This is a genomic window from Pseudomonas fakonensis (assembly GCF_019139895.1).
Classification (GTDB): Bacteria; Pseudomonadota; Gammaproteobacteria; order Pseudomonadales; family Pseudomonadaceae; genus Aquipseudomonas; species Aquipseudomonas fakonensis.
The window spans coordinates 2,732,571-2,752,666 of sequence record NZ_CP077076.1; the positions used below are offsets into that span (position 1 = coordinate 2,732,571).

Genomic DNA, 20,096 nt, shown 5'->3' on the forward strand with positions numbered 1-20,096 from the left:
ACCAGCCCCACCCGTAAACACGGTCAGATGGGCTGCAAGCCCAGTGCGGCGCGGAAACGGTTCTTGATGTAATAACCGTCGCGCGGCGGCAGCACTCGCGGCGGGTTTTCGGCCCTGATCTTCACGGTGGCGAGCTTTACCCCGTCGCGATTGGCGAAGCGCTCACGCAGCCCGTGCACGCCGTCCATCTCGCGGATTTCGTCAGTCCAGGCAAAGCCGCAGGTCGCGGCCACCTGGTCCAGCTTGATGCCGAAGCCTGCGTGGCTAACCTGCATACCGGTTTCGCCGAAGTGGCCGTTGTCCAGCACCACGATGGTCAGGTTCTTCGGCTGCTGCAGGGACACGGTCGCCAGCGCGCCAAAGCCCATCAGCAATTCGCCGTCACCGGTGATCACCACCACGCTTTTGTCTGGCTGGGCATTGGCCAGACCCAAACCAACGGTGATGGCGCTGCCCATGGCGGCCCAGAGGTAGTAGTTGTTGGCGTGATCGCCGGCGGCCATCACGTCGTAGGAGGCGGAACCCAGGCCGGTGACGACCAGCAGGTCGCTGCGGTCGGCGAGCAGCGTGCGCACCACTTCGCGGCGGCACAGCACGTGGTTGGCGCTTACTTGACCCATTTCTTTTCTCCGATCAGGCGCTGGCCGAGCAGCAGGGCGGTGGCGGCATCGCCGTTGAAGGCCATGGTGGCGGCGCCATGCAGCAACGGGGCGACGTCTTCCGGCTTGTCGGCGCGCCAGGTCATGACCTTCATCAGGTTGAGCGAGGCCTCGGTGGCCTGGCCCATAGGGTTCTGCCAGGCGTTGAACTCAGCCCAGTCACCGCGCATGGTCACCACCATCAGCAGAGGGAAACCCGCGCAGTTCTGCAGGGCGAGGGTGTTGATGCAGTTACCGACGCCGCTGGACTGCATCAGCAAGGCGCCGCGCTCGCCGCCCAGCCAGGCACCCGCGAGGTAGCCGATGCCTTCTTCCTCGGTGGTCAGCACCACGGCCTTGATATCAGGGTCTTCATAAGACATGCGGATGGCGGCCGAGTGGCCGGCGTCCGGTACGAACACGACATGCTTGACGTCGTGGGCCTTGAGGACGCGGAACACGTCCTCTTGCCAGTTCTGTTCAGCTTCTTGCGATGACATGGGTATCTCCCGGCAGGGCTGCTCTTGTTTTTCCACATCATGGCGAGAGAAGGCCGGGAGGACGACTACCGTTTTTTTCTTTGAGATATGCCGCAAAAGCATAGCTTCTGGCGCAAGGCCAGGCATTCCCAGGGTATGCGACCGTCAGACGCATCACTTGGGGTATGGCTGCGCCGTGGCATGCCGGGTTATTGAAAACCGGCATAGCTGTTAGGCCTGGGGAGTGGTTAGTGAAGTGATGGGTGAGACGTTAGTTTGAATGTGCGGTTGAGCCGTTCGGGCACAGCCGCTCAAAACAACAATAAGACTGAGGGTCGCATCATGTTCATTCGCAAACTGGGCAATCTCGTTTGGCGCTCGATCGAGCGAGAGCAGTCACCTGCAACCGCTCTGTCCCCTCATAGCCGATTCCGGCTTCTTGCACTGTCCTATCTCGTTCCGTAACGGCCTCGCTGCTGACGGATCCTCTTATTGGATAAAACAGGTGCTACATGAAATTCAGACTTCCGCTGGCGGGCTGGATACTGCTGGCCATGGCGCTGGGTGTGCTGCTGGGCTATGTCATTTTTCTCACCAGCCCGGACAAAGCCCAGGCGGTGGCGACTGCGGGCTACATTTCCGTCATCTCTGATGTGTTCCTGCGTCTGATCAAAATGCTCATAGGGCCGCTGGTGTTTTCCACGCTGGTGGTCGGCATTGCCCACATGGGCGATGCCAGCGCGGTCGGGCGCGTGTTCGGCAAGGCCATGCTGTGGTTTCTCAGTGCCTCACTGCTGTCGCTGGCGGTGGGGTTGATGATGGCCAACTTCCTGCAGCCCGGTCATCACCTGGCGTTGCCATTGCCTGACGTTCATCAGAACGCATCGCTTGAGACCTCCGCATTCACGCTCAAGGCCTTCGTCACCCATCTGGTGCCGAGGTCGTTTGCCGAGGCGTTGGCCAACAACGAGATCCTGCAGATCGTGGTGTTCTCGCTGTTCTTTGGCGTATCGCTGGCTGCGCTGGGTGAAAAAGCCAAAGGCCTGGTACGGCTGACGGATGAGCTGGCGCAGGCCATGCTGAAGATCACAGGCTACGTGATGAAACTGGCGCCTCTGGCCGTCATGGCCGCCATGGCGTCAACCGTGGCGGTCAATGGCCTGTCTATTCTCGTGACCTTCGCCGTGTTCATGCGCGACTTCTATTTGGGCCTGGTGCTGCTCTGGTGCCTGCTGGTACTGGCGGGCATGCTGTTTCTCAGGCGCCGCGTGTTTGCCCTGCTGGCACTGATCAAGGAGGCATTTCTGCTGGCCTTTGCCACCGCAAGTTCCGAGTCCGCCTACCCGAAACTGCTTGCGGCGCTCGATCGCTTTGGTGTGAACCGGAAGATCTCGAGTTTCGTGATGCCCATGGGTTATTCGTTCAACCTGGACGGCTCGATGATGTACTGCACCTTTGCCGTACTGTTCATTGCGCAGGCCTACGGCATCGAAATGACGCTCGGAACACAGATTCTCATGCTGCTGACGCTGATGCTTACCTCCAAAGGGCTCGCGGGTGTGCCACGTGCGTCATTGGTGGTGATCGCCGCCACGCTGGTGCAGTTCGATATCCCGGAGGCTGGGTTGTTGCTGATTCTGGGTATCGATACCTTCCTCGACATGGGGCGCTCGGCCACCAACGCGGTGGGTAACTCCATTGCTACCGCCGTCGTGGCCAAGTGGGAAGGGGAGTTGCAGGCGCCCGGGTTGCAAGAGCCTGGCCTGGGCAAAGCGGATGTAGCGGCTGCGCCGAGCAGAGCGGACGAGCCTGTGATGAATTGAAGCCAGGCATTGGTCATGCCTGATCAGCGGCAAGGCCAATGCCTGCATCAGTGAGTGCTGCAGGTGACTATCTGATATGTCCAAATTGTATAGCTGCTGCCCTGGCCGCTGATTAGACTGTCCCGAAAGCGCCGGTTACAGGGCGCTGCCTTCCTGTTAGCAATGGTTGACCGATGGACGTAGTGCAACTCAAGACCCTCATCCACGTGGCCGAGCTTGGCAGCTTGAGCAAGGCATCCGATCGCCTGCATGTGGCGCAACCAGCCTTGAGCCGGCAGATCCGGCAACTGGAAAAGGAACTGGGCGTTTACCTGTTCGAACGGCATGGCCGGGGCATGGAAATCACCCCGGCAGGGCTCGAGGTGCTGGAGCGTGCCACGCGCATCATGGATGAGCTCGAAGCCATCCGCAGTTCCGTTGCCGGCGGGCGCGCTGCGTTTCGGGGCATGGTCGCCATCGGCACCACGCCGACCATCGCTGAGATCGTCACGGTGCCTTTGGTCAAGCGCATTCGTGATACCCACCCGGACCTGTCCATCCGCTTCTCTTCCGCGTTCAGTGGCTACCTGCTGGACTGGCTGCAGCGTGGCGAGCTGGAGCTCGCCATCTCTTACGACCCGCAACCCTTGCACACGCTGCGCATCGAGCCGGTGATGATGGAAAACCTGGTGCTGGTCGGCCCACCCGAAGCCGGCCTGGACTGCGATACCGCCGTGCATTTCGCCGAATTGGCCGAGGAGCAGATGGTGCTGCCAAGCCCGCGCCACGGCTTGCGCAAGATCATGGACCAGTGCGCGCTGGAGCGCGGGTTCAAGATCACCACCAGCGTCGAAGCCGACTCCTTCGGCGCCATGATCGACCTGGTCCGCAACGGCTTTGGTTTCACGGCCTTGCCGCTGGCGTCGATCTACGCTCAACTAAAGGACGGCACCTTGTGCGCCGCGCCGCTGATCGACCCGACCCCCATGCGCAAGCTGGTGCTGGTGTCCCCGGCAGACCGGCATGTCAGCCCCGCCACGCGTTATGTTGGCCAGACCTTCGTCGAGATTGCCTCGGAGTTGGTGGAGCAGGGGATCTGGGCCGGGCACATGCTCTGAGCCGCCACGCCTGAGCTATTCAATCGCAGCATAACTGCTAGAGCCCCGGCGGTCTGGCCGCTGTCAGGGCGAGGGCGTAGCTTTGCCCGGGAATAAGAGTCAGTGCCCTTTGACTGACTTGTAAAATAATAGATCCCCAAAGGTACCCCCAAGATGTGTGTTACATCGCCTCGCGTTCTGCCGTCCCCCTCATTCATATCTGCAACGACTCCCAGCCAGTAATCCGACGCTGCTGTTCCTTCCTTGCGTTCGCCCAGAATCTGGAGTCATCCCATGCACGCCAACAACAATAATGCTGCTTCGTCCGACATCCGTAACCTGACCAACCGCCAACGCATCCGCGCCATTCTTGGCGCCTGCTCCGGCAACCTGGTGGAGTGGTACGACTTCTTCATCTACGCCTATACCTCGATCTACTTCGCCGCGCTGTTCTTCCCGCAAGGCGATCAGACCACGCAACTGCTCGCCACGGCAGGTATCTTCGCCGTCGGCTTTTTCATGCGCCCGCTGGGTGGCTGGATCTTTGGCTACCTGGCCGACACCCGCGGCCGGCGCTTCTCCATGATCATCTCGGTGTTCCTGATGTGCGGCGGCTCGCTGATGATCGCCGTGTTGCCCACCTATGAAAGCGTCGGCATGGCCGCCCCGGTGCTCCTGCTCATCGCCCGGTTGATGCAGGGGCTTTCGGTCGGCGCCGAATACGGCACTGGCGCAACCTACATCAGCGAAGTGTCGAGCACCGGCAAGCGCTGCTTCTTCGGCTCGTTCCAGTACTTCACCATCATCGCCGGCCAGTTGCTGGCCTTGCTCACCGTGGTGGTGCTGCAGAATGTGCTGGCACTGGACGAGCTGAAGGCTTGGGGCTGGCGAATCCCGTTCCTGATCGGCGCGGTGAGTGCGCTGGTGGTGGTGTACCTGCGCCGCTCGATGCTGGAAACCGCCCACGCCAAGGACAGCAAGCACAAAGAGGCCGGGTCGATCAAAGCCCTGATGCGTCACAAAAAGGCGGTGTTGCTGACCATGGCGATCACGGCAGGCTGCTCGCTGCATTTCTATACGTTCTCGACCTACATGCAGAAGTACCTGGTGGTCAGCGCAGGTTTTGACCCCGCCACCGTCAGCGTCATCATGACCGCAGCGCTGATCGTGTTCATGTGCCTGCAGCCGGTCTACGGGATGCTGGCTGACCGGATCGGCTCGCGCAACAGCATGATCGCCTTCGGTGTGCTTTCCAGTGTGTTCATCGTGCCCTTGCTGAGCGGGCTGAAGAACGTCAGCAACCCGTACGAGGCCTTTGCGCTGGTCATGGGCGGGTTGCTGATCGCAGCGTTCTACACACCAGTGACCGGTGTGCTGAAAGCCGACCTGTATCCGGCCACGGTGCGTGCGCTCGGTGTTGGCTTGCCTTATGCGATTGGCAATGCCTTGTGCGGCGGCACGGCCGAGTACGTCGCGTTGATGTTGCGAGGCGCCGGTGTCGAGTCGATTTTCTATTACTACGTCGCCGCCATGAGCGCGATCACCTTGCTGGCTGCGGTGCTCATGCCCGATCTGCGCAAGCACGGCTACCTTGACGGTTCTGGTGCGGTCGAAGAAAACACTGGCTGGCGCTCGAGCCCGGGCTATACGTCCGCCCGTAACTGAAGTCCGCAGGCTTGGGGTAACTGCACAATGGGTTGCCTGGAGCCATCAATGCTCATTTCTGGCCGCACTCAGCGCAGCAGTGCCCAGAGTTGGTGATCCAGGTCAGGCGCGGTCTTGCAATGCCTTGATGTGCTGCCACATCAGCGCCGGGTTGGAATACATCGGGAAGTGGCCACAATCTGGGATGCAAGCCAGTTGCACCCCTTGGGCTGCGATGTCGTCCAGATAGGAAAGGTGCGAGTTGGTGACGCCGTACATGTACTGGCGCGGGAAAGGCAGCGCCAGGAACTTCTTCATCAGACCGCCGTTATCCGACAGCTCAACCATGGACTCGAAGATGCCGCGGACCGCCCCGGTGCGCACCTTGTGCGCCAGGCTCGCCGCATAAAGCGCGCTGGCAGGGTCGGCGGCAAGCCGGGTGCGTTCGATGAAGTCGCAGAAGAAACGTGCGTCATCGTCGCGTTTGTGATCGTGGATCTGCCGGCTGAGGAAGCAATCCTCGGGCGCGATGTTGCCCTCGATGTCGACGAAACTCAGCACGCGCTCTGGCGCCGCATCAGCGAGCATCAGCCCGGTCAAGCCCCCCATGGAGTGACCGACCAGATGGAATTTGTCGATGCCAAAGTGTGCAAGTACGGCCTGGGCCGTGTGCACCAGCAAGGGGATGTTGATGCGGGAGAGATCGCTGCATTCGGTTTCACCGCAACCAGGCGCATCGTAGGCAATGAAGGGGTGACCTTCGAATGCGGGCTGCAGCGTGATGTCGGCATAGTCTTCTTTGGTCGAACCGAAACCATGCAGGAAGAGGATGGGGGCCTTGGGACCGTATCGATGGATCACTGCCAGATCCAGCAACACGCCGTCGATGTTCAACGGCAATTTCTCGTGAGTGAAGCGAGCAGGGTTTGCCACGGTGGGAGCTCCTTTTACAGTGGCGTCAATGTCGGTCCAGTCCTGTCTTTTGTAAAATACGAAGCCGCGAACCCAGTCATATGCCCAGCCTATGATGGAAAAATTTGTTTGGCCTGATCGATCATCGCATCCACCAGCGGGTTACCGTTGACCCCATGCCACGCCATGGCCGTGGTGACAACCTTCACTTGCGGCTGCAAAGGCCGCACCAGCACATTTTCCGGCGCCAGTTTGTCCATTGACGTCGGCACCAGGGCGATGCCCTAGCCACAACTGACGAACGCCACCTGCGACGAAACCGAGCGGACCTGATGCACGATGCGCGGCGCGAAGCCGCTGGCTTTGCATAGCCCCACCAGATAATCGAAATACACAGGGCTTACGTCTCTTGAGGCCATCACGAGCGTTTCATCGGCAAGCGTCTTCAGGTCGATGGCTTCATTGGCGGCCAGAGGGTGGTCCTTGGGCATCGCGACGGCCAGGCGGTCCTCCGACAGAGGCATCGACTGCAGGTGCCGGCCAAGGTGGCCCTCAAGGCGCGCAAACGCGATGTCGATATCGCCAGCCTCGAGCGCGGGAATCGCCTCGGCGCTGTCGATCTCTCGAACCGAAACCGTGATCAACGGGTGGTCCTGCTTGAATCGCGCGATCAACGGGGGCAGCACATCGATCATGGCCGATGTGATCGCCCCGATGGTCAGCACGCCAGCATGGCCGGTCACTGCCTCGTGGACCGCCAACTCCAGCCGCTCCAGCTGGTCAGCGAACTTGCGCACTGCCGGGAGGATTGCTGCTCCGGCTGCAGTGAGCTGGGCGCCACGGCGCGAGCGGGTGAACAGTTGCACGCGAAGGGACTGTTCGAGCGCCTGGATTTGCTCGGTCAACGGCGGCTGCGACATGCCCAGTCGCTTGGCCGCGCGGCTGAAGTTCTGGTCCTCGGCAACTGCCAGGAACAGCCACAGATGGCGTATCAAACGAAAATTGATCACAGCAATCTTCCATAGGTTTGGGGTATGACAAGCTTAGCTTCTTCGTAATATACGTATCAAACCTCGGCGCAGATACTCAAGCCTCACCTACAAGAGGCCTGCAACCGATGAGCTTGAAAGCCCCGATTGATCGCCTGGCTGCGCTCGACACCAACACGGTGTCGGACGCGCTGGACTTCCTCCAGTTGCCCGGTGCCACCAACGGCCTGATGCCGCTCTGGAACTGCCCGAAGATCGTTGGCCGCGCCAGCACTGTGCAACTGGGGCCAAAGCAGGACGTGGCGCCCACTGTCCACCTGATTACCCCGGTCGTGGAGCAGATCACCAGCGATGACCGCGTGCTGGTGATCGCTGGTGGTGTCGACGGTATCTCCAGCTGGGGCGATATCCTCGCCAACGCAGCCCAGCGCAAAGGCATCCGCGGCTCGATCATCGATGGCTTCAGCCGCGACATCCGCGGCAGCGCCGATATCGGCTACCCGGTTTTCGGCCGCGGCGTGACCATGATCAGCGCACGTAACCGGCTCATCCAGATCGACGCGGCCGTGAGAGTTCGCATGGCCGGCGTTGAGGTTGAGGAGGGCGACTACGTGATCGCCGATGAATGCGGCAGCGTTTTTGTCCCGGCCCACGCTATCGAAAAGGTGCTCGACCTAGCCGAGCGTATCGATCGCCGCCAGGCCGGCATGGTCGACGCCGTCCGTGCCGGCCGCTCGGTCGAAGAAGTGATGCACGACGCCCAATTCGAAGCCATCAAGGTGGAGCACTGATATGAGCCTTTGCGATAAAGAGCTCGTCGCGTTGTTCGAAGGCCTGGATACCCCGGGCGTGTCCGATGCGATGGACAAGCTGGGCCTTCCAGGCCAGGCCTTCGGTATTGCGCCACTGGCCAACTACAGCCAGGTTGTGGTCGGGCCGGCCTTCACTGTTCAGTACGTCAGTGCCAGCACACCGCCCGGCACGGTGGGTGACTTCATTGATGACGTAGCACCCGGTGACGTTGTGGTCATTGCCAACGACGGCCGTACCGACTGCACGGTGTGGGGCGACATCATGACCCAGTACGCCCTGGCCCGCGGTATCGCCGGCACGGTCATTGATGGCGTCTGCCGCGATGTGAACAAGGCGCTGGGCGAAGGTTACCCGCTGTTCAGCAAGGGCCGCTTCATGCGTACCGGCAAGGACCGCGTGGAAGTCGTGGCCGTCAACCAGCCGGTGTCGGTAGGCCAAGCCCGGGTATGTGCCCGCGACATCGTCGTGGCTGACGCCAATGGCGTCGTCATCGTCCCGCGTGATCGTGCCCGGGAAGTCGCTGAAACGGCACGCCGTATTGAACACGTCGAAGCGCAGATCCGCGAACAGATCGCCACTGGCATGAGCCTCAAACAAGCCCGTGCCGCCCTCGGTTACCACGCCCTGCAGAGCAAACAACCATGAGCCTTCCACACGACTATCAGAACATCGCAAAAGTCCTCGGCAGTTCTACCCTGTACGAGGCCTCTGGGCTGGCGTGCGCGGTCGATCGCGAAATTCGCGCGGTCTGGAAAGGCGCGTTCATCGCCGCCCCGGCTTACCCGCTGCAATGCTCGCCAGGTGACAACCTGGGCCTGCACCTGGCGGTGGCGAAAGCGCCGCGCGGTAGCGTCCTGGTCTGTGACACCGCCGACTTCGTCGCCGGCTACTGGGGTGAAGTGCTGACTGTGGCGGCTGAAACTGCAGGCATTGTCGGCCTGGTGATCAACGGCGGCGTGCGCGATATCGCCGCGCTTGAAGCCCATGGCTTCCCGGTGTTTGCGCGGGGCATCTCGGTCAAAGGTACCGTCAAGGCGACCACGCCTTCGGTAGGCAAGCCGTTCGACTTCAGCGGTGCGCAGGTCAGCGCTGGCGACTTGGTAGTCGCGGACGAGGACGGTGTCATCATCATCCCGGCCGATGCCGTTGAAAGCACACTGCGCGAAGGCCAGAAGCGTGCCGACAAAGAGGCCGTGTTCATGGCCAGGCTGCGCGAAGGTCAGACCACAATGGACCTGATGGGCCTTTCCCTTCCGGAGGAGCACGCGTGAGCCTGGAAACACTGAACCGTCGCCTGGAGGCTGCCAAGCCTTCGGCGACCTACAAGATCATCGATCGCGTCGCCGCACGCCGCGCAGAAGGGGCAAAGATCATTTCGCTCTGTGCGGGTGAGCCTGACTTCGATACGCCGGAGCACATCCGTGCCGCGGCCATCAGTGCGATCAACGATGGCCACACGCGATACACCCAGGTGGCTGGGCTTCGAGCGCTGCGCGAAGCGATTGCCCGCAAGTACCAGCGTGAAAACGGCCTGGACGTCAGCTGGCAGGACACGCTGGTGTGCAGCGGTGGCAAGCAGGTCATCTTCAATGCCCTGGCCGCAACCCTGAACGAAGGCGACGAAGTGGTGATTCCTGCGCCTTACTGGGTCAGCTATCCGGAAATGGTCGAGCTGTGCGGTGGTGAGTCGCGCATTGTTGCCTGTGGCGCCGCCTCGGGCTTCAAGCTGACTCCGCAAGCGCTGGCCGAAGCGATCGGGCCGAAAACCCGCTGGCTGATCCTGAATTCGCCGTCAAACCCCACGGGCGCGGTGTACGACCGCGAAGAACTGGCGGCGCTGGCTGAGGTGTTGCTGGCCAACCCGCAGGTATTGGTTCTGGCGGATGATATCTATGAGCACCTGATCTTCGACGGCCGTGAGTTCCTCACGCTCGCCCAGGTAGAGCCACGCCTGGCTGCACGAACACTGACCATGAACGGTGTGTCGAAGGCCTACGCCATGACAGGCTGGCGCATCGGGTTCGCCACGGGTCCTCGCTGGCTGCTTGAAGCCATGGAAAAGCTTCAAGGGCAGCAGACCTCGGGCGCCTGTTCCATCTCGCAGCACGCTGCAATCGCTGCCCTGGACGGTCCGAAGGACTTCATCGCGCACAGCCGCGAAGTCTTCCAGCGGCGCCGCGATTTCATGGTCGAACTGCTCAACCAGGCACCGGGTATCAGCTGCGAAGTCCCGGGCGGTGCCTTCTACGCGTTCGCTGACTGCTCTGGGCTGATCGGCAAGCGCTCACCGGCTGGCCGCGAGTTGGTAAGTGACGAGGCAGTGGCCTTGGCGTTGCTGGAAGAAGCCAATGTTGCCGTCGTTCAGGGCAGTGCATTCGGTCTTCCAGGTTACCTGCGCATTGCTTACGCTCTGGATGACGAATCGCTGCGTGGGGCTTGCCAAGCCATTCACAGCTTTTGCCAGAGCACAGGGTAGATAGATCGCCCCGCTGGAACAGAGCTGCGAAAGGCTGCACTCGCTCGCTTGCATACGCAGGTGACAGGGAGTGCGGCCCTATGATGGCCTCGCAACCAGGCACTTGCAGGCCCTGGCTTCAAGTCTCATTTGCATCAGGCACCCCGAGTCTGGCGCACTGCCCAGCACTTCCAGCTTCAGCGCATGGCGAGCACTGGTGATGAACAGGGTGGTGCCATCCTCCCCACCAAAGCACAGGTCGGTCGGGCTCGGCACCGGTAATCCGATCATCCGGTCCAGATTGCCCTCGGCGTCGAAGCGCGCCAGGCTCCAACCATCGAGTTGCGTGGTCCACACGCCGCCTGCGCCATCCAACGCCAGCCCACCCAGGCTGCCGCCGCCACGGGGCAGCGAGGCCAGCCGGCGCACGCTGCTGCTGCCTGGTTGCAACAGCAGAATGTCACCAGCCTCCGGTACCAGGGCATACACCGCGCAGCCCTTGGCATCCCAGCGAAACGCGCTGACCGGCTCCGGCAGTGACCAGCCATGGCGCAGTTCGCCCTCGGCGCTGAGTTCGCCGATCAAGCAACCATTGCCACTTTTGGCGCACGCCCACAAAGCGCCGGACGGATGCGTGGCCAATGCCAGCAGACGGCTGCCGAGCAGGTCCTGGCGGGGATGCTCGTTGCCCTGCCAATCGATCAGTGACCATCCGCCGGCCTGGGCCACCAGCAGGCCGTCCGGGTGCAGCTCCATGCCGCGCACCGGCAGGTCGAGGCGTGTCAGCAAGCGACTGGTATGGCCGTCCCAGCAATGAATGGCTGGCGCCAGGGTGTCGGCCCAGTACAGCACCTGCTGCCCCGCGTGCCAGCGCGGGAACGCGCCATGAAATGCCCAGGGGCCTGGCACCACACTGAGCTCGCCGGCGGTGCGCGGGGCGCTGTCCGGGCGCAGTTGCTCACCAACCCGACGTGCCGCGTCGGCTAGCTCCGGCCCCAGCAGCGTCAAGCGCTCCAAGGTCAGACGGTAGGCGGGTCCGGCGACGCTCAGGGCGCCGCGCACCAAACCCTGCTTGTCGACGATCGGCGCGGCGACGCAGCGGATGCCCAGGCGAATTTCCTCATCGTCGATGGCGTAGCCACGCACTTGGGTAATCTGCAGTTCGGCCAGCAGCCGGCGGCGGTCGGTGATGGTCAGCGGCGTCAGCGGTGCCAGCACCAGGCCCTTGAGGATCTCGTCGCGGGCCGAAGGGGAGAGCGCGGAGAGGATCGCCTTGCCCTGGCCTGTGCAGTAAACCGGCTTGCCCTGGCCGAGGCTTGCAGCCGAGCGCTGGGTGTGGGCGCCTTCGCAGCGCTCCAGCGACAGCACCTGGTTGCCGTCGAGCACCGCCAGGTAGGAGGTCTCCCCGGTGAGGTCGCGCAGGGCACGCAGCTCGGCGCTGGCGGCGGCCACCAGGTCCGGCTCCAGATAGGCGTTGCGGACCATCTCCAGGTAATTGAAGCCCAGGCGGTAGACCTTGCGTGTCGGGTCGCGGCGGATCATGCCGCGCTCCACCAGGGTAGCGATGATGCGGTACAGCGTGGTGCGCGGCAGCGGCACCTGCTCGGCGAGTTCGGCCTGGCTGATGCCGGTGGCGGTTGCGCCAATGGTCTGGAGCACGTCCAGGGCCTTTTCCAGCGCGGCGGTGCCTTCACCTGCTTTCATTGTTTGATTCCCATCTGTTGGAACTCGAATGCCTGAGCACCCATTCTGCCCCTTTTTCTCCCAGTTTTCCGCCATAGAATCGGCCTCAACAGGGCTTTCAGTGAATGCATGTTCCATATGTTGGGAATTTGCCCTGGCCGTCCATCGGATGAACCCGCAAGGAGAACCTACAATAATGTCCGTCATCCACAACTACGCCGATGCCCACGAGAGCGTCTCCGGCAAACAGGTCGTCGTCAGCGACGAAGTACTGGCCAAGCTCGCCACCTGCAGCAGCGGCTCGCTCACCACCCAGCTGTTCAAGCGCGGCTTCCGTCAGCCAGCGCTGGTCGGCCTGCGCGCCATGTGCCCCGATGCCAAGCCATTCGCCGGGCGTGCCTTCACCATGCGCTTTATCCCCGCCCGTGAAGACATCGACACCTACTCGACCATGACCACCAAACCCAACGATGACAACCTGCAATGGGTGGGCGTGGAGCAGATCCAGCCGGGCGACGTGCTGGTGATCGACAGCCGCAACGACCCGGCCGCCGCGTCGGCCGGCAACATCCTGGTGACCCGCCTGCTGGCCCGTGGCGCCAAGGCCATCGTCACCGACGGCGCACTGCGCGATGGCAGCGAGATCGCCGCCATGCGCCTGCCGGCCTATGCCCGTGAGATCACCGCGACCACGCGTATTTCCTACCACCATGTGGCTGACCTGCAGGTGCCGATCGGTTGCGCCGGAGTTGCCGTTTACCCGGGCGACATCATCGTCGGCGATGCCGATGGCCTGACCGTGGTCCCGGCACACCTGGCCGAGGAGCTGGCCGAAGTGTGCAGCGTGCAGGACGACATCGAAGGCTACCTGGCCATGCGCATTGCCGCAGGCGAAGCGCTGTGGGGCGTGTACCCGCCGAGCTCGGCGTCGGTGTCCGACTACCACGCCTGGGTCGCCGCCGGCCGCCCGGCCATCCCGTCGATCATCGACCGTGAAGAGGGCTGAGCCATGGCCGAGCACAAGCATGCACAAACGATCCGCCGCTACTTCGACGCCTGCAACGAAGGCGACTACGACAAGCTGGTGTCCTGCTTCACCCCGGACGCGGTGCACTACTTCCCCTCGGGGTTGCCCGAAATTCCGTGGCGCACTGCCGACACCATCGCCCGAAAATGGGTGTGGTGCGTGGAGAACCTGGGCTCGCAGTGGACCATCGAGAAGATCCTGGTCAGCCACGACAGCAACGAAGCGGTGATCGAGTGGACTCACTGGAAGAGCAAGCTGGGCACAGCCCTGCGCGGTGACGAGTGGTACGTGTTCGACGAGCAGAGCGGCCTGATCAAGGAGATCCGCGCCTATTACGCGTCGCCGGCCGAGAAGGACGTGGTGATCAACGAGCTGGTCGATTTCGACTATGTCGGCCGCGGGTATCACCTGGAGCCGAAGGCGCGTTAAGGCCACTGGCCTCTTCGCGGGGCAAGCCCGCTCCCACAAGGGCCGCGCTGTACCTGTAGGAGCGGGCTTGCCCCGCGAATGGCCGCACCGCAATTTTTGAAGGAGTGCCCCCATGACCACCCCGCAAAACCCGAATTTCGCTGCCATCGACGCAGTCGTCGCGCAAGCGGCGGCCGCCGCCGACTTCTGGGCCGATTCCAGTGCCACCCAGCGCGCCACCCTGCTGCGTGGCCTGGCCGATGCCCTGGAACAGCAGCAAGCCGAACTGGTCGTCATCGCCGACCGCGAAAGTGGCCTGGGCGAAGCCCGGCTGAACGGCGAAGTGGCCCGCACGGCTTTCCAACTGCGTGGCTTCGCCAGCGAAGTGGAAGCCGGTGTGCCGTACCGTCAGGTCGAGGATCACGCCGTTGCCGGTGCTCCACCTGCCGGCCGTCCACGCCTGACACGCGTGCAGCGCCCGCTGGGCCCGGTGGCGATGTTTTCGGCCAGCAACTTCCCGTTCGCCTTCTCGGTACTGGGCGGCGATACCGCCTCGGCCTTGGCCGCCGGTTGCCCGGTGGTGATCAAGCCGCATTCCGGCCACCCGGAACTGTCCCGCGCGGTCTTTGCCCTGGCCGCTGGCGTGGTCCGCGCCCAAGGGCTGCCGGCAGGCCTGTTGACCCTGGCCGAAGCGCCAAACCGCGCCGCCGGCACCTACCTGGTCCAGCACCCATCAATCGCTGCCGTGGCCTTCACCGGCTCCTACCAGGGCGGCAAAGCCCTGTGGCAGGCCGCCAATGACCGTGAGCGCCCGGTGCCGTTCTTCGGCGAGCTGGGTTCGATCAACCCGCTGGTGGCCTTGCCTGCTGTGCTGGAAAAAGACAGCGAGGCCTTGGCCAGGACCCTGGCTGGCTCGATCACCCTGGGTTGCGGCCAGTTCTGCACCAGCCCTGGCGTGGTCGTGCTGCTCGACTCACCCCACAGTCAGCGTTTCGTCGCCCAGCTGGCCGAAGCCATTGCGCCGATTGCCACGCACCGTATGCTCACCCCGGGCATGCAGCAGGGCTTCGAGGCGGCAGCTGCCACGGTAGCGGCCAACGCCACGTCTGTGTTCGCCCCGCAGGCCGATGGCGCTGGCCCGTCGCCGCGGCTGTTCGCCACCGATGCCGTATCGTTCATTGCCAACGCTCACCTGCGTGAAGAAATGTTCGGCCCGGCGGCGCTGATCGTCACCGCGAATTCCGTTGCTCAGGCGGCCGAAGTGCTCGAAGCCATCGGCGGTACCCTGACCACTACCTTGTGGGGCCTGGACGCCGACAACACCGACAACCGCCAGCTGCTGCGCGCCGCCCAGCGAGTGTCCGGGCGCGTGCTGTTCAGCGGTGTGCCGACCGGCGTTGCCGTGTGCCACGCCCAGCAGCACGGCGGGCCATGGCCTTCGTCCACCGCGCCTCAGTCCACCTCGGTCGGCTTTGCCGCCATCGAGCGCTTCCTGCGCCCGGTCGCGTTGCAGGAAGCGCCGACCTGGGTGCTGGGCTGAGGAGGGCAGGGCGATGATGCGACATATCGTGCTGTTTCGCCGCCTGCCGGGCGTCGAAGCGCAGCCTGAACTGGAGTCGGTGCTGGTGGCGCGGATGCGCGACCTCACTGAGGAAATCGACTTCATCCGCGACTGGAGGGTCGCGGCCAACGAACTGGATCGGCCGATCTGCTGGGACTACATCCTCGAATCCAGCTTCGACGACGCCGACGCAGTACAGCGTTACCTGCCACACCCGGCGCATCAGGCCCTGGTCGCCGACCTCAAGCAGTACTTCGAGTGGGTGGCGGTGGATTACAGCGTCTGATTGACCCCAGAGGCACCTGGCCCTCTGCCGGGGCCAGGCGCTATAACAAAAAAGATCCGGCATCACAGGTGCCGGGCGGAGTCGTACATGAACAAGAAAAACAATTATCGCTGGACGATCCTGACCATGTTGTTCCTGGCCATGATCATCAACTATGTCGATCGCGCTGCCCTGTCGATCGCCATGCCGTTCATTACTCAGGAGTATCACCTCACGCCCGCCGAGAAGGGCATGATCTTCAGCAGCTTCTTCTTCGGCTATGCGCTGTTCTGTTTCGTCGGTGGTTACCTGGCCGACCGCTTCGGGCCCAAGCGTGTGCTGACCTGGTCGATGAGCTTCTGGTCGCTGCTGTGCGGCTCCACCGCGCTGGCCTTCAACTTCTGGTCGCTGCTGATCGTGCGCGCGCTGTTCGGCGTCGGCGAAGGCCCGGTGTCGACCACCGCCAACAAGACCGTCAACAGCTGGTTCCCGATCAAGGAGCGCGCCCGCGCCATCGGCATCAATCAGGCTGGCGGCCCGCTGGGCGGCGCTCTGGCCGGCCCGATCGTGGGTTTTCTCGCCCTGTGGCTGGGCTGGCGCGTGGCGTTCGTGGTGATCGCGGTGGTCGGCGTGCTGTGGGCTATCGCCTGGTACCGCCTGGCGGCCTCGACGCCCAAGGAGCACCCACAGGTGTCGGCCGAAGAGCTCGCGCTGATCAATGAGGGCCGTGAAGCCCCGGTCACTGCCGTCGCAGACGCGCCGCGTACCCCGGTGCTGCAGATCATCCTGCAGCGCTCGGTACTGGTCACTGGCGTTTCGCTGTTCTGCTACAACTACATCCTGTACTTCTTCATGACTTGGTTCCCCAGCTACCTGATCGAGGCCAAGGGCATCGACCTCAAGGCCATGAGCATCGTCACCGCACTGCCGTGGCTGGTGGGTACCGTCGGCTTCATCTGTGGCGGGCTGCTGATCGACTGGGTGTACAAGCGCACCGGCAGGCAACTGTTCTCGCGCAAGGTGGTGCTGGTCAGTTGCCTGCTGGTGGCTGCGGTGTGCATCGGCCTGACCGGCCAGGTGGAGAGCGTAACCAGCACCGTGGTGGTGATGACCGTGGCCATCGGCTTCCTGATGCTGACCGCGCCAGCCTATTGGTCGCTGATCCAGGACGCCGTGCCGGACCATCAGGTGGGCACCGCCGGTGGTTTCATGCATGGCCTGGCCAACCTGTCCGGCATCGTTGCGCCGACCGTGACCGGCTTCATCATCCAGTCCACCGGCACCTACGGCAGCGGCTTCGGCCTGGCCGCCGGGCTGGGCATCGTCGGCGCACTGATCGTGGCCTTGTTCGTCGGCCAGAAGCCGGCCCGGCAAGCCAACGTCATCGCCACCGCCTGAACTGACTGCTACCCACGATTTACGGGAATACACCATGCCTACGCTTCTAGTCACCGGCGCCGCCGGTATCGTCGGAACCGCCCTGCGCCCGTACCTGCGCGAGCGCTTCAGCCTGCGCCTGCTGGATCGTCGACCGGTCAGCGAGCTGGCCGCCAATGAAACCGCCCTGGTCGGCGACCTGACCGACCCGGCCTTCGTCCGCCAGGCCTGCGAGGGTGTCGACGCGGTGCTGCACCTGGCCTGTGCCCACGGCACCGATATCCAGTTCCAGGCCACGGTCGAGCCCAACTACCACGCCACCCTGTACCTGCTCGAAGCCGCCCAGCGCGCCGGGGCGCGGCGTTTCGTGTTCGCCAGCAGCCACCATGTGCTGGGGCAGTACCGCACGCAGGCTGGCGAACAGTTCGATGAGCACCCGGTGGCGCCGGACAGCTACTACGCGTTGAGCAAGGTGTTCGGTGAAGCGGCCTGCGCGACCTTCTCCCAGCGCAGCGAGCTGGCCACGTTCATCGTGCGCATCGGCAACGCCGACGCCAAGGTCGCCGACGCCCGTCGCCTGCGCCTGTGGACCAGCGCCCGTGACCTGGCCCAACTGGTGCTGATCGGCCTGGAGCACCCCGAGGTGCGCCACGAGATCGTCTACGGCGTGTCGGAATGCCCCCAGGCGCTGTTCCACAACAACCGTGCCCGTGCCCTGGGCTATCGGCCACAGGACCATGCGGCCGAGCACCTGGCCGACAACTTCCTCACCTATGACGCCATGGCCCCGGGCGGTTCCGGTCGTGACCATGTTGGCGGCGCCTATGCCGGTGTGGCCCTGGCCAGTGTGTTGGAGCAAGCATGAAGATCGTCCGCATCGATACCCAGATCGTCGAAATCCCCTTCCACGACGGCGGTCGCGGGGTGGGCGGCACGCCTTCGGCCTGGCGCACGCTGGAGAACGTGCTGGTGCGCGTCGAAGACGAACTGGGTAATGTTGGCTGGGGCGAGGCGTTCGGTTACTTCGTCGCCGACGCCACCAAGGCCCTGATCGACCGGCTGGTGGCGCCACAAGTGCTGGGCCGCGAGGTCACCGACATTCCAGCGTTGAACCTGGAACTGCAGCAACGCCTGCACCTGTTCGGCCGCTACGGCGTGACGATGTTCGCCATTTCCGGCCTCGACATCGCCCTGTGGGACCTGGCCGCCCGCCGGCAGCGCTTGCCGTTGCACCGCTTGCTCGGCCAGGCCTGCCGCGAACAGGTGCCAGCCTACGCCAGTCTGGTGCGTTACGGCGATGACCAGGTGGCCCCGGCCACCTGCGAAAAGGCGCTGGAGCAGGGGTTCAGCGACATCAAGCTGCACGAGGCCACCCTGCATGAAATCGGCGCTTGCCGACGTGCCATTGGCGATGACGTGCCGCTGTCCACCGACGTCAACTGTTCCTGGACCGTGCAGGGGACCCGCGACTGGCTGCCGGCGCTGGCAGAGCTGAAGCTGGCCTGGCTGGAAGAGCCGATCTTCCCGCCCGAGGACTTCACGGCCCTGGGCAGCCTGCGCGGGCAGGGCGTGGACATTTCTGCCGGGGAAAACTGGTGCACCACCGTGCAGTTCGAGCAGGCCCTGGTGACCGCTGCGGTGGATTCCATACAGCCCAGTGTGACCAAGGTCGGTGGCATTTCCGAATGCCTGCGCATCGACCGCCTGGCCGAGCAGCATGAGGCGGTGATTCTGCCGCACTGCCCATACTTCGGCCCGGGCCTGATCGCCACCCTGCACCTGGCCGCCGTACAGCCTCGGGTGCCGCAGGTGGAGTACCTGTTCGTCGAGCCGGCTGGCTGGTTGTACCCGGTGGAGCAACTGCGCCAGGGTAACCAGCTGCAGATCCCTCAGGGCCCAGGTTTAGGCCTGGACATCGACCTGCAAGTGGCCGAGCGCTTCCGCCGCTAACCCGACCCTTTACCGCCTCACCGCTGTGCCTCGGCACGGCGGCAGGGGGCGTGCATGCCTGAAAAATGGCATTGGAGGTTCTATGCACACCGTGGTTCTCAGCAATGCCACCTGGTCGCTGGGCGTGCTGCCGGCCTGGGGCGGGCGCATCGCCCACCTCAGTGCCGAGGGGCTGGATGTCCTGCTGCCGATCAACGCCAATCAGTTCAACCCGCTGGACTGGCCACGGGCCGGCGCCTACCCGCTGATGCCGTACTCCAACCGCATCCGCAACGCGCGGTTGCAGTTCACCGGCACCGAGTACGCGTTGCCCGCACATCCGGCGGCACTGCCCCATACCTTGCATGGCGTGAGCCACACCCAGCCTTGGCAGGTAGTGGACAGCGGCAGCGATCGCTTGAGCATCACCTGCGACTACCTAGGCGAGCACTGGCCCTGGGCGTTTCGCGCCGAACAGCACTTCGCACTCGACGGCGCACGCCTGCGCATCACCTTGGTGCTCGTAAACCTGGGGCAAACGCCCATGCCTGGCGGCCTCGGGCTGCACCCGTATTTCCAGCGCCACCCCGGCATGCGCGTGCAGTACCGCACCGGGCGCGAATGGCAGATCGATGGAGAGTACATGGCGACCGGCGCGTACCAGGAGGGTGCCAACAACTGGTCGATCGAAGCCGATGCCGGCGCGGCACTGGCGCATTACCAGTCGCGCTGGGATGGCCAGCTGCAACTCGAATACACCAATGGCCAATTGCACTTGCAGGCCTCGCAGGTGCTGAACCACTTCGTCGCATTCGCCCCGGTCGGCAGCGCGTACCTGTGCCTGGAGCCGGTATCGCACCTGGCTGACGCGTTCAACCAGCCCCGCGACAGCTGGGCCGAAACCGGCACCCATGAACTCGCCCCGGGCCAGCGCCTGGAGGCCACCCTCGAATTCACCTGGCAACACCGCTGACGCAACACCCCACATACCTATAAGAAGAGCACAACAACAATGAA

General features: G+C 63.6%; 19 protein-coding genes and 1 pseudogene. 15 read left to right on the top strand and 5 right to left on the bottom strand.

The annotated features are described in order from the left end of the window. Positions 1 to 23: 23 nt before the first annotated feature. Together KSS94_RS12315 and KSS94_RS12320 are read right to left on the bottom strand one after the other, a co-directional pair. Positions 24 to 620 carry a thiamine pyrophosphate-dependent enzyme gene (locus KSS94_RS12315; protein ID WP_217843245.1) on the bottom strand — a complete coding sequence of 199 codons (597 nt, stop codon included), beginning with the start codon at positions 618 to 620 and terminating at the stop codon, positions 24 to 26. Further along, positions 608 to 1,138 (bottom strand): thiamine pyrophosphate-binding protein, encoded by a 531-nt coding sequence (locus tag KSS94_RS12320; RefSeq protein WP_217843246.1) that lies wholly within the window; start codon positions 1,136 to 1,138, stop codon positions 608 to 610. The genes KSS94_RS12315 and KSS94_RS12320 overlap by 13 nt, the downstream gene beginning before the upstream one ends. A 491-nt stretch (positions 1,139 to 1,629) precedes the next feature. Between KSS94_RS12320 and KSS94_RS12325 the strand changes: the two genes are divergently transcribed. The 3 genes from KSS94_RS12325 (at position 1,630) to KSS94_RS12335 (ending at position 5,681) form a co-directional block, all read left to right on the top strand. Further along, complete coding sequence (locus KSS94_RS12325; RefSeq protein WP_217843247.1) at positions 1,630 to 2,940, top strand: dicarboxylate/amino acid:cation symporter; 1,311 nt, start codon at positions 1,630 to 1,632, stop codon at positions 2,938 to 2,940. 173 nt (positions 2,941 to 3,113) lie between these two features. After that, on the top strand, positions 3,114 to 4,037 hold the full coding sequence (locus tag KSS94_RS12330; RefSeq protein ID WP_217843248.1) for a LysR family transcriptional regulator: 924 nt from the start codon (positions 3,114 to 3,116) through the stop codon (positions 4,035 to 4,037). Positions 4,038 to 4,310: 273 nt separating this feature from the next. Beyond that, on the top strand, positions 4,311 to 5,681 hold the full coding sequence (locus KSS94_RS12335; RefSeq protein WP_217843249.1) for an MFS family transporter: 1,371 nt from the start codon (positions 4,311 to 4,313) through the stop codon (positions 5,679 to 5,681). Between the two features lie 102 nt (positions 5,682 to 5,783). On the opposite strand, the gene KSS94_RS12340 is transcribed toward KSS94_RS12335, so the two are convergent. After that, positions 5,784 to 6,593, bottom strand: a complete 810-nt coding sequence (locus tag KSS94_RS12340) for an alpha/beta fold hydrolase (protein ID WP_217843250.1) — start codon at positions 6,591 to 6,593, stop codon at positions 5,784 to 5,786. 89 nt (positions 6,594 to 6,682) lie between these two features. Next, positions 6,683 to 7,582 (bottom strand): annotated as a pseudogene (locus KSS94_RS12345) (LysR family transcriptional regulator). A gap of 107 nt (positions 7,583 to 7,689) precedes the next feature. Here KSS94_RS12345 and KSS94_RS12350 point away from each other — a divergent pair. Genes KSS94_RS12350 through KSS94_RS12365 form a run of 4 tightly spaced genes read left to right on the top strand, consistent with a single transcriptional unit; the run spans position 7,690 to position 10,850 of the window. Beyond that, positions 7,690 to 8,352 (top strand): RraA family protein, encoded by a 663-nt coding sequence (locus tag KSS94_RS12350; protein WP_217843251.1) that lies wholly within the window; start codon positions 7,690 to 7,692, stop codon positions 8,350 to 8,352. A 1-nt stretch (position 8,353) separates the two neighbouring features. After that, entirely contained in the window at positions 8,354 to 9,019 is a 666-nt protein-coding gene (locus tag KSS94_RS12355) for an RraA family protein (protein WP_217843252.1), read from the top strand. Then, entirely contained in the window at positions 9,016 to 9,645 is a 630-nt protein-coding gene (locus KSS94_RS12360) for an RraA family protein (RefSeq protein WP_217843253.1), read from the top strand. Before KSS94_RS12355 ends, KSS94_RS12360 begins: the two co-directional genes overlap by 4 nt. Continuing rightward, positions 9,642 to 10,850 (top strand): pyridoxal phosphate-dependent aminotransferase, encoded by a 1,209-nt coding sequence (locus KSS94_RS12365; RefSeq protein WP_217843254.1) that lies wholly within the window; start codon positions 9,642 to 9,644, stop codon positions 10,848 to 10,850. The genes KSS94_RS12360 and KSS94_RS12365 overlap by 4 nt, the downstream gene beginning before the upstream one ends. A gap of 78 nt (positions 10,851 to 10,928) precedes the next feature. Here the strand turns inward: KSS94_RS12365 and KSS94_RS12370 are convergent, their stop codons facing one another. After that, positions 10,929 to 12,533 carry an IclR family transcriptional regulator domain-containing protein gene (locus tag KSS94_RS12370; protein WP_217843255.1) on the bottom strand — a complete coding sequence of 535 codons (1,605 nt, stop codon included), beginning with the start codon at positions 12,531 to 12,533 and terminating at the stop codon, positions 10,929 to 10,931. 175 nt (positions 12,534 to 12,708) lie between these two features. Between KSS94_RS12370 and KSS94_RS12375 the strand changes: the two genes are divergently transcribed. From KSS94_RS12375 to KSS94_RS12410, 8 genes are all read left to right on the top strand, one after another. After that, on the top strand, positions 12,709 to 13,518 hold the full coding sequence (locus tag KSS94_RS12375; protein WP_217843256.1) for an RraA family protein: 810 nt from the start codon (positions 12,709 to 12,711) through the stop codon (positions 13,516 to 13,518). 3 nt (positions 13,519 to 13,521) lie between these two features. Beyond that, complete coding sequence (locus KSS94_RS12380) at positions 13,522 to 13,968, top strand: nuclear transport factor 2 family protein (protein ID WP_217843257.1); 447 nt, start codon at positions 13,522 to 13,524, stop codon at positions 13,966 to 13,968. 112 nt (positions 13,969 to 14,080) lie between these two features. After that, entirely contained in the window at positions 14,081 to 15,487 is a 1,407-nt protein-coding gene (locus KSS94_RS12385) for an aldehyde dehydrogenase (NADP(+)) (protein ID WP_217843258.1), read from the top strand. Between the two features lie 13 nt (positions 15,488 to 15,500). After that, the gene (locus tag KSS94_RS12390; protein ID WP_027608972.1) at positions 15,501 to 15,794 is read left to right on the top strand and encodes a Dabb family protein; all 294 of its coding nucleotides are present in this window, start codon (positions 15,501 to 15,503) and stop codon (positions 15,792 to 15,794) included. A gap of 87 nt (positions 15,795 to 15,881) precedes the next feature. Beyond that, positions 15,882 to 17,171, top strand: a complete 1,290-nt coding sequence (locus tag KSS94_RS12395; RefSeq protein WP_217843259.1) for an MFS transporter — start codon at positions 15,882 to 15,884, stop codon at positions 17,169 to 17,171. Between the two features lie 34 nt (positions 17,172 to 17,205). Then, positions 17,206 to 18,015 (top strand): NAD-dependent epimerase/dehydratase family protein, encoded by an 810-nt coding sequence (locus KSS94_RS12400; protein WP_217843260.1) that lies wholly within the window; start codon positions 17,206 to 17,208, stop codon positions 18,013 to 18,015. After that, positions 18,012 to 19,100, top strand: coding sequence for a mandelate racemase/muconate lactonizing enzyme family protein (locus KSS94_RS12405; protein WP_217843261.1), 1,089 nt, complete (start codon positions 18,012 to 18,014; stop codon positions 19,098 to 19,100). Before KSS94_RS12400 ends, KSS94_RS12405 begins: the two co-directional genes overlap by 4 nt. Before the next feature lie 82 nt (positions 19,101 to 19,182). After that, a complete protein-coding gene (locus tag KSS94_RS12410; protein ID WP_217843262.1) occupies positions 19,183 to 20,052 on the top strand; it encodes an aldose 1-epimerase in 870 nt (289 codons plus the stop codon). Positions 20,053 to 20,096: the final 44 nt, after the last annotated feature.

Excerpts from the sequence above, each read along its gene's own strand:
- KSS94_RS12355 (WP_217843252.1), top strand. The coding sequence starts at position 8,354 with ATGAGCCTTTGCGATAAAGAGCTCGTCGCGTTGTTCGAAGGCCTGGAT.
- KSS94_RS12370 (WP_217843255.1), bottom strand. The coding sequence starts at position 12,533 with ATGAAAGCAGGTGAAGGCACCGCCGCGCTGGAAAAGGCCCTGGACGTG.
- KSS94_RS12330 (WP_217843248.1), top strand. The coding sequence starts at position 3,114 with ATGGACGTAGTGCAACTCAAGACCCTCATCCACGTGGCCGAGCTTGGC.
- KSS94_RS12335 (WP_217843249.1), top strand. The coding sequence starts at position 4,311 with ATGCACGCCAACAACAATAATGCTGCTTCGTCCGACATCCGTAACCTG.
- KSS94_RS12405 (WP_217843261.1), top strand. The coding sequence starts at position 18,012 with ATGAAGATCGTCCGCATCGATACCCAGATCGTCGAAATCCCCTTCCAC.
- KSS94_RS12400 (WP_217843260.1), top strand. The coding sequence starts at position 17,206 with ATGCCTACGCTTCTAGTCACCGGCGCCGCCGGTATCGTCGGAACCGCC.
- KSS94_RS12360 (WP_217843253.1), top strand. The coding sequence starts at position 9,016 with ATGAGCCTTCCACACGACTATCAGAACATCGCAAAAGTCCTCGGCAGT.
- KSS94_RS12390 (WP_027608972.1), top strand. The coding sequence starts at position 15,501 with ATGATGCGACATATCGTGCTGTTTCGCCGCCTGCCGGGCGTCGAAGCG.
- KSS94_RS12320 (WP_217843246.1), bottom strand. The coding sequence starts at position 1,138 with ATGTCATCGCAAGAAGCTGAACAGAACTGGCAAGAGGACGTGTTCCGC.
- KSS94_RS12395 (WP_217843259.1), top strand. The coding sequence starts at position 15,882 with ATGAACAAGAAAAACAATTATCGCTGGACGATCCTGACCATGTTGTTC.
- KSS94_RS12325 (WP_217843247.1), top strand. The coding sequence starts at position 1,630 with ATGAAATTCAGACTTCCGCTGGCGGGCTGGATACTGCTGGCCATGGCG.
- KSS94_RS12410 (WP_217843262.1), top strand. The coding sequence starts at position 19,183 with ATGCACACCGTGGTTCTCAGCAATGCCACCTGGTCGCTGGGCGTGCTG.
- KSS94_RS12375 (WP_217843256.1), top strand. The coding sequence starts at position 12,709 with ATGTCCGTCATCCACAACTACGCCGATGCCCACGAGAGCGTCTCCGGC.
- KSS94_RS12385 (WP_217843258.1), top strand. The coding sequence starts at position 14,081 with ATGACCACCCCGCAAAACCCGAATTTCGCTGCCATCGACGCAGTCGTC.
- KSS94_RS12380 (WP_217843257.1), top strand. The coding sequence starts at position 13,522 with ATGGCCGAGCACAAGCATGCACAAACGATCCGCCGCTACTTCGACGCC.
- KSS94_RS12315 (WP_217843245.1), bottom strand. The coding sequence starts at position 620 with ATGGGTCAAGTAAGCGCCAACCACGTGCTGTGCCGCCGCGAAGTGGTG.
- KSS94_RS12350 (WP_217843251.1), top strand. The coding sequence starts at position 7,690 with ATGAGCTTGAAAGCCCCGATTGATCGCCTGGCTGCGCTCGACACCAAC.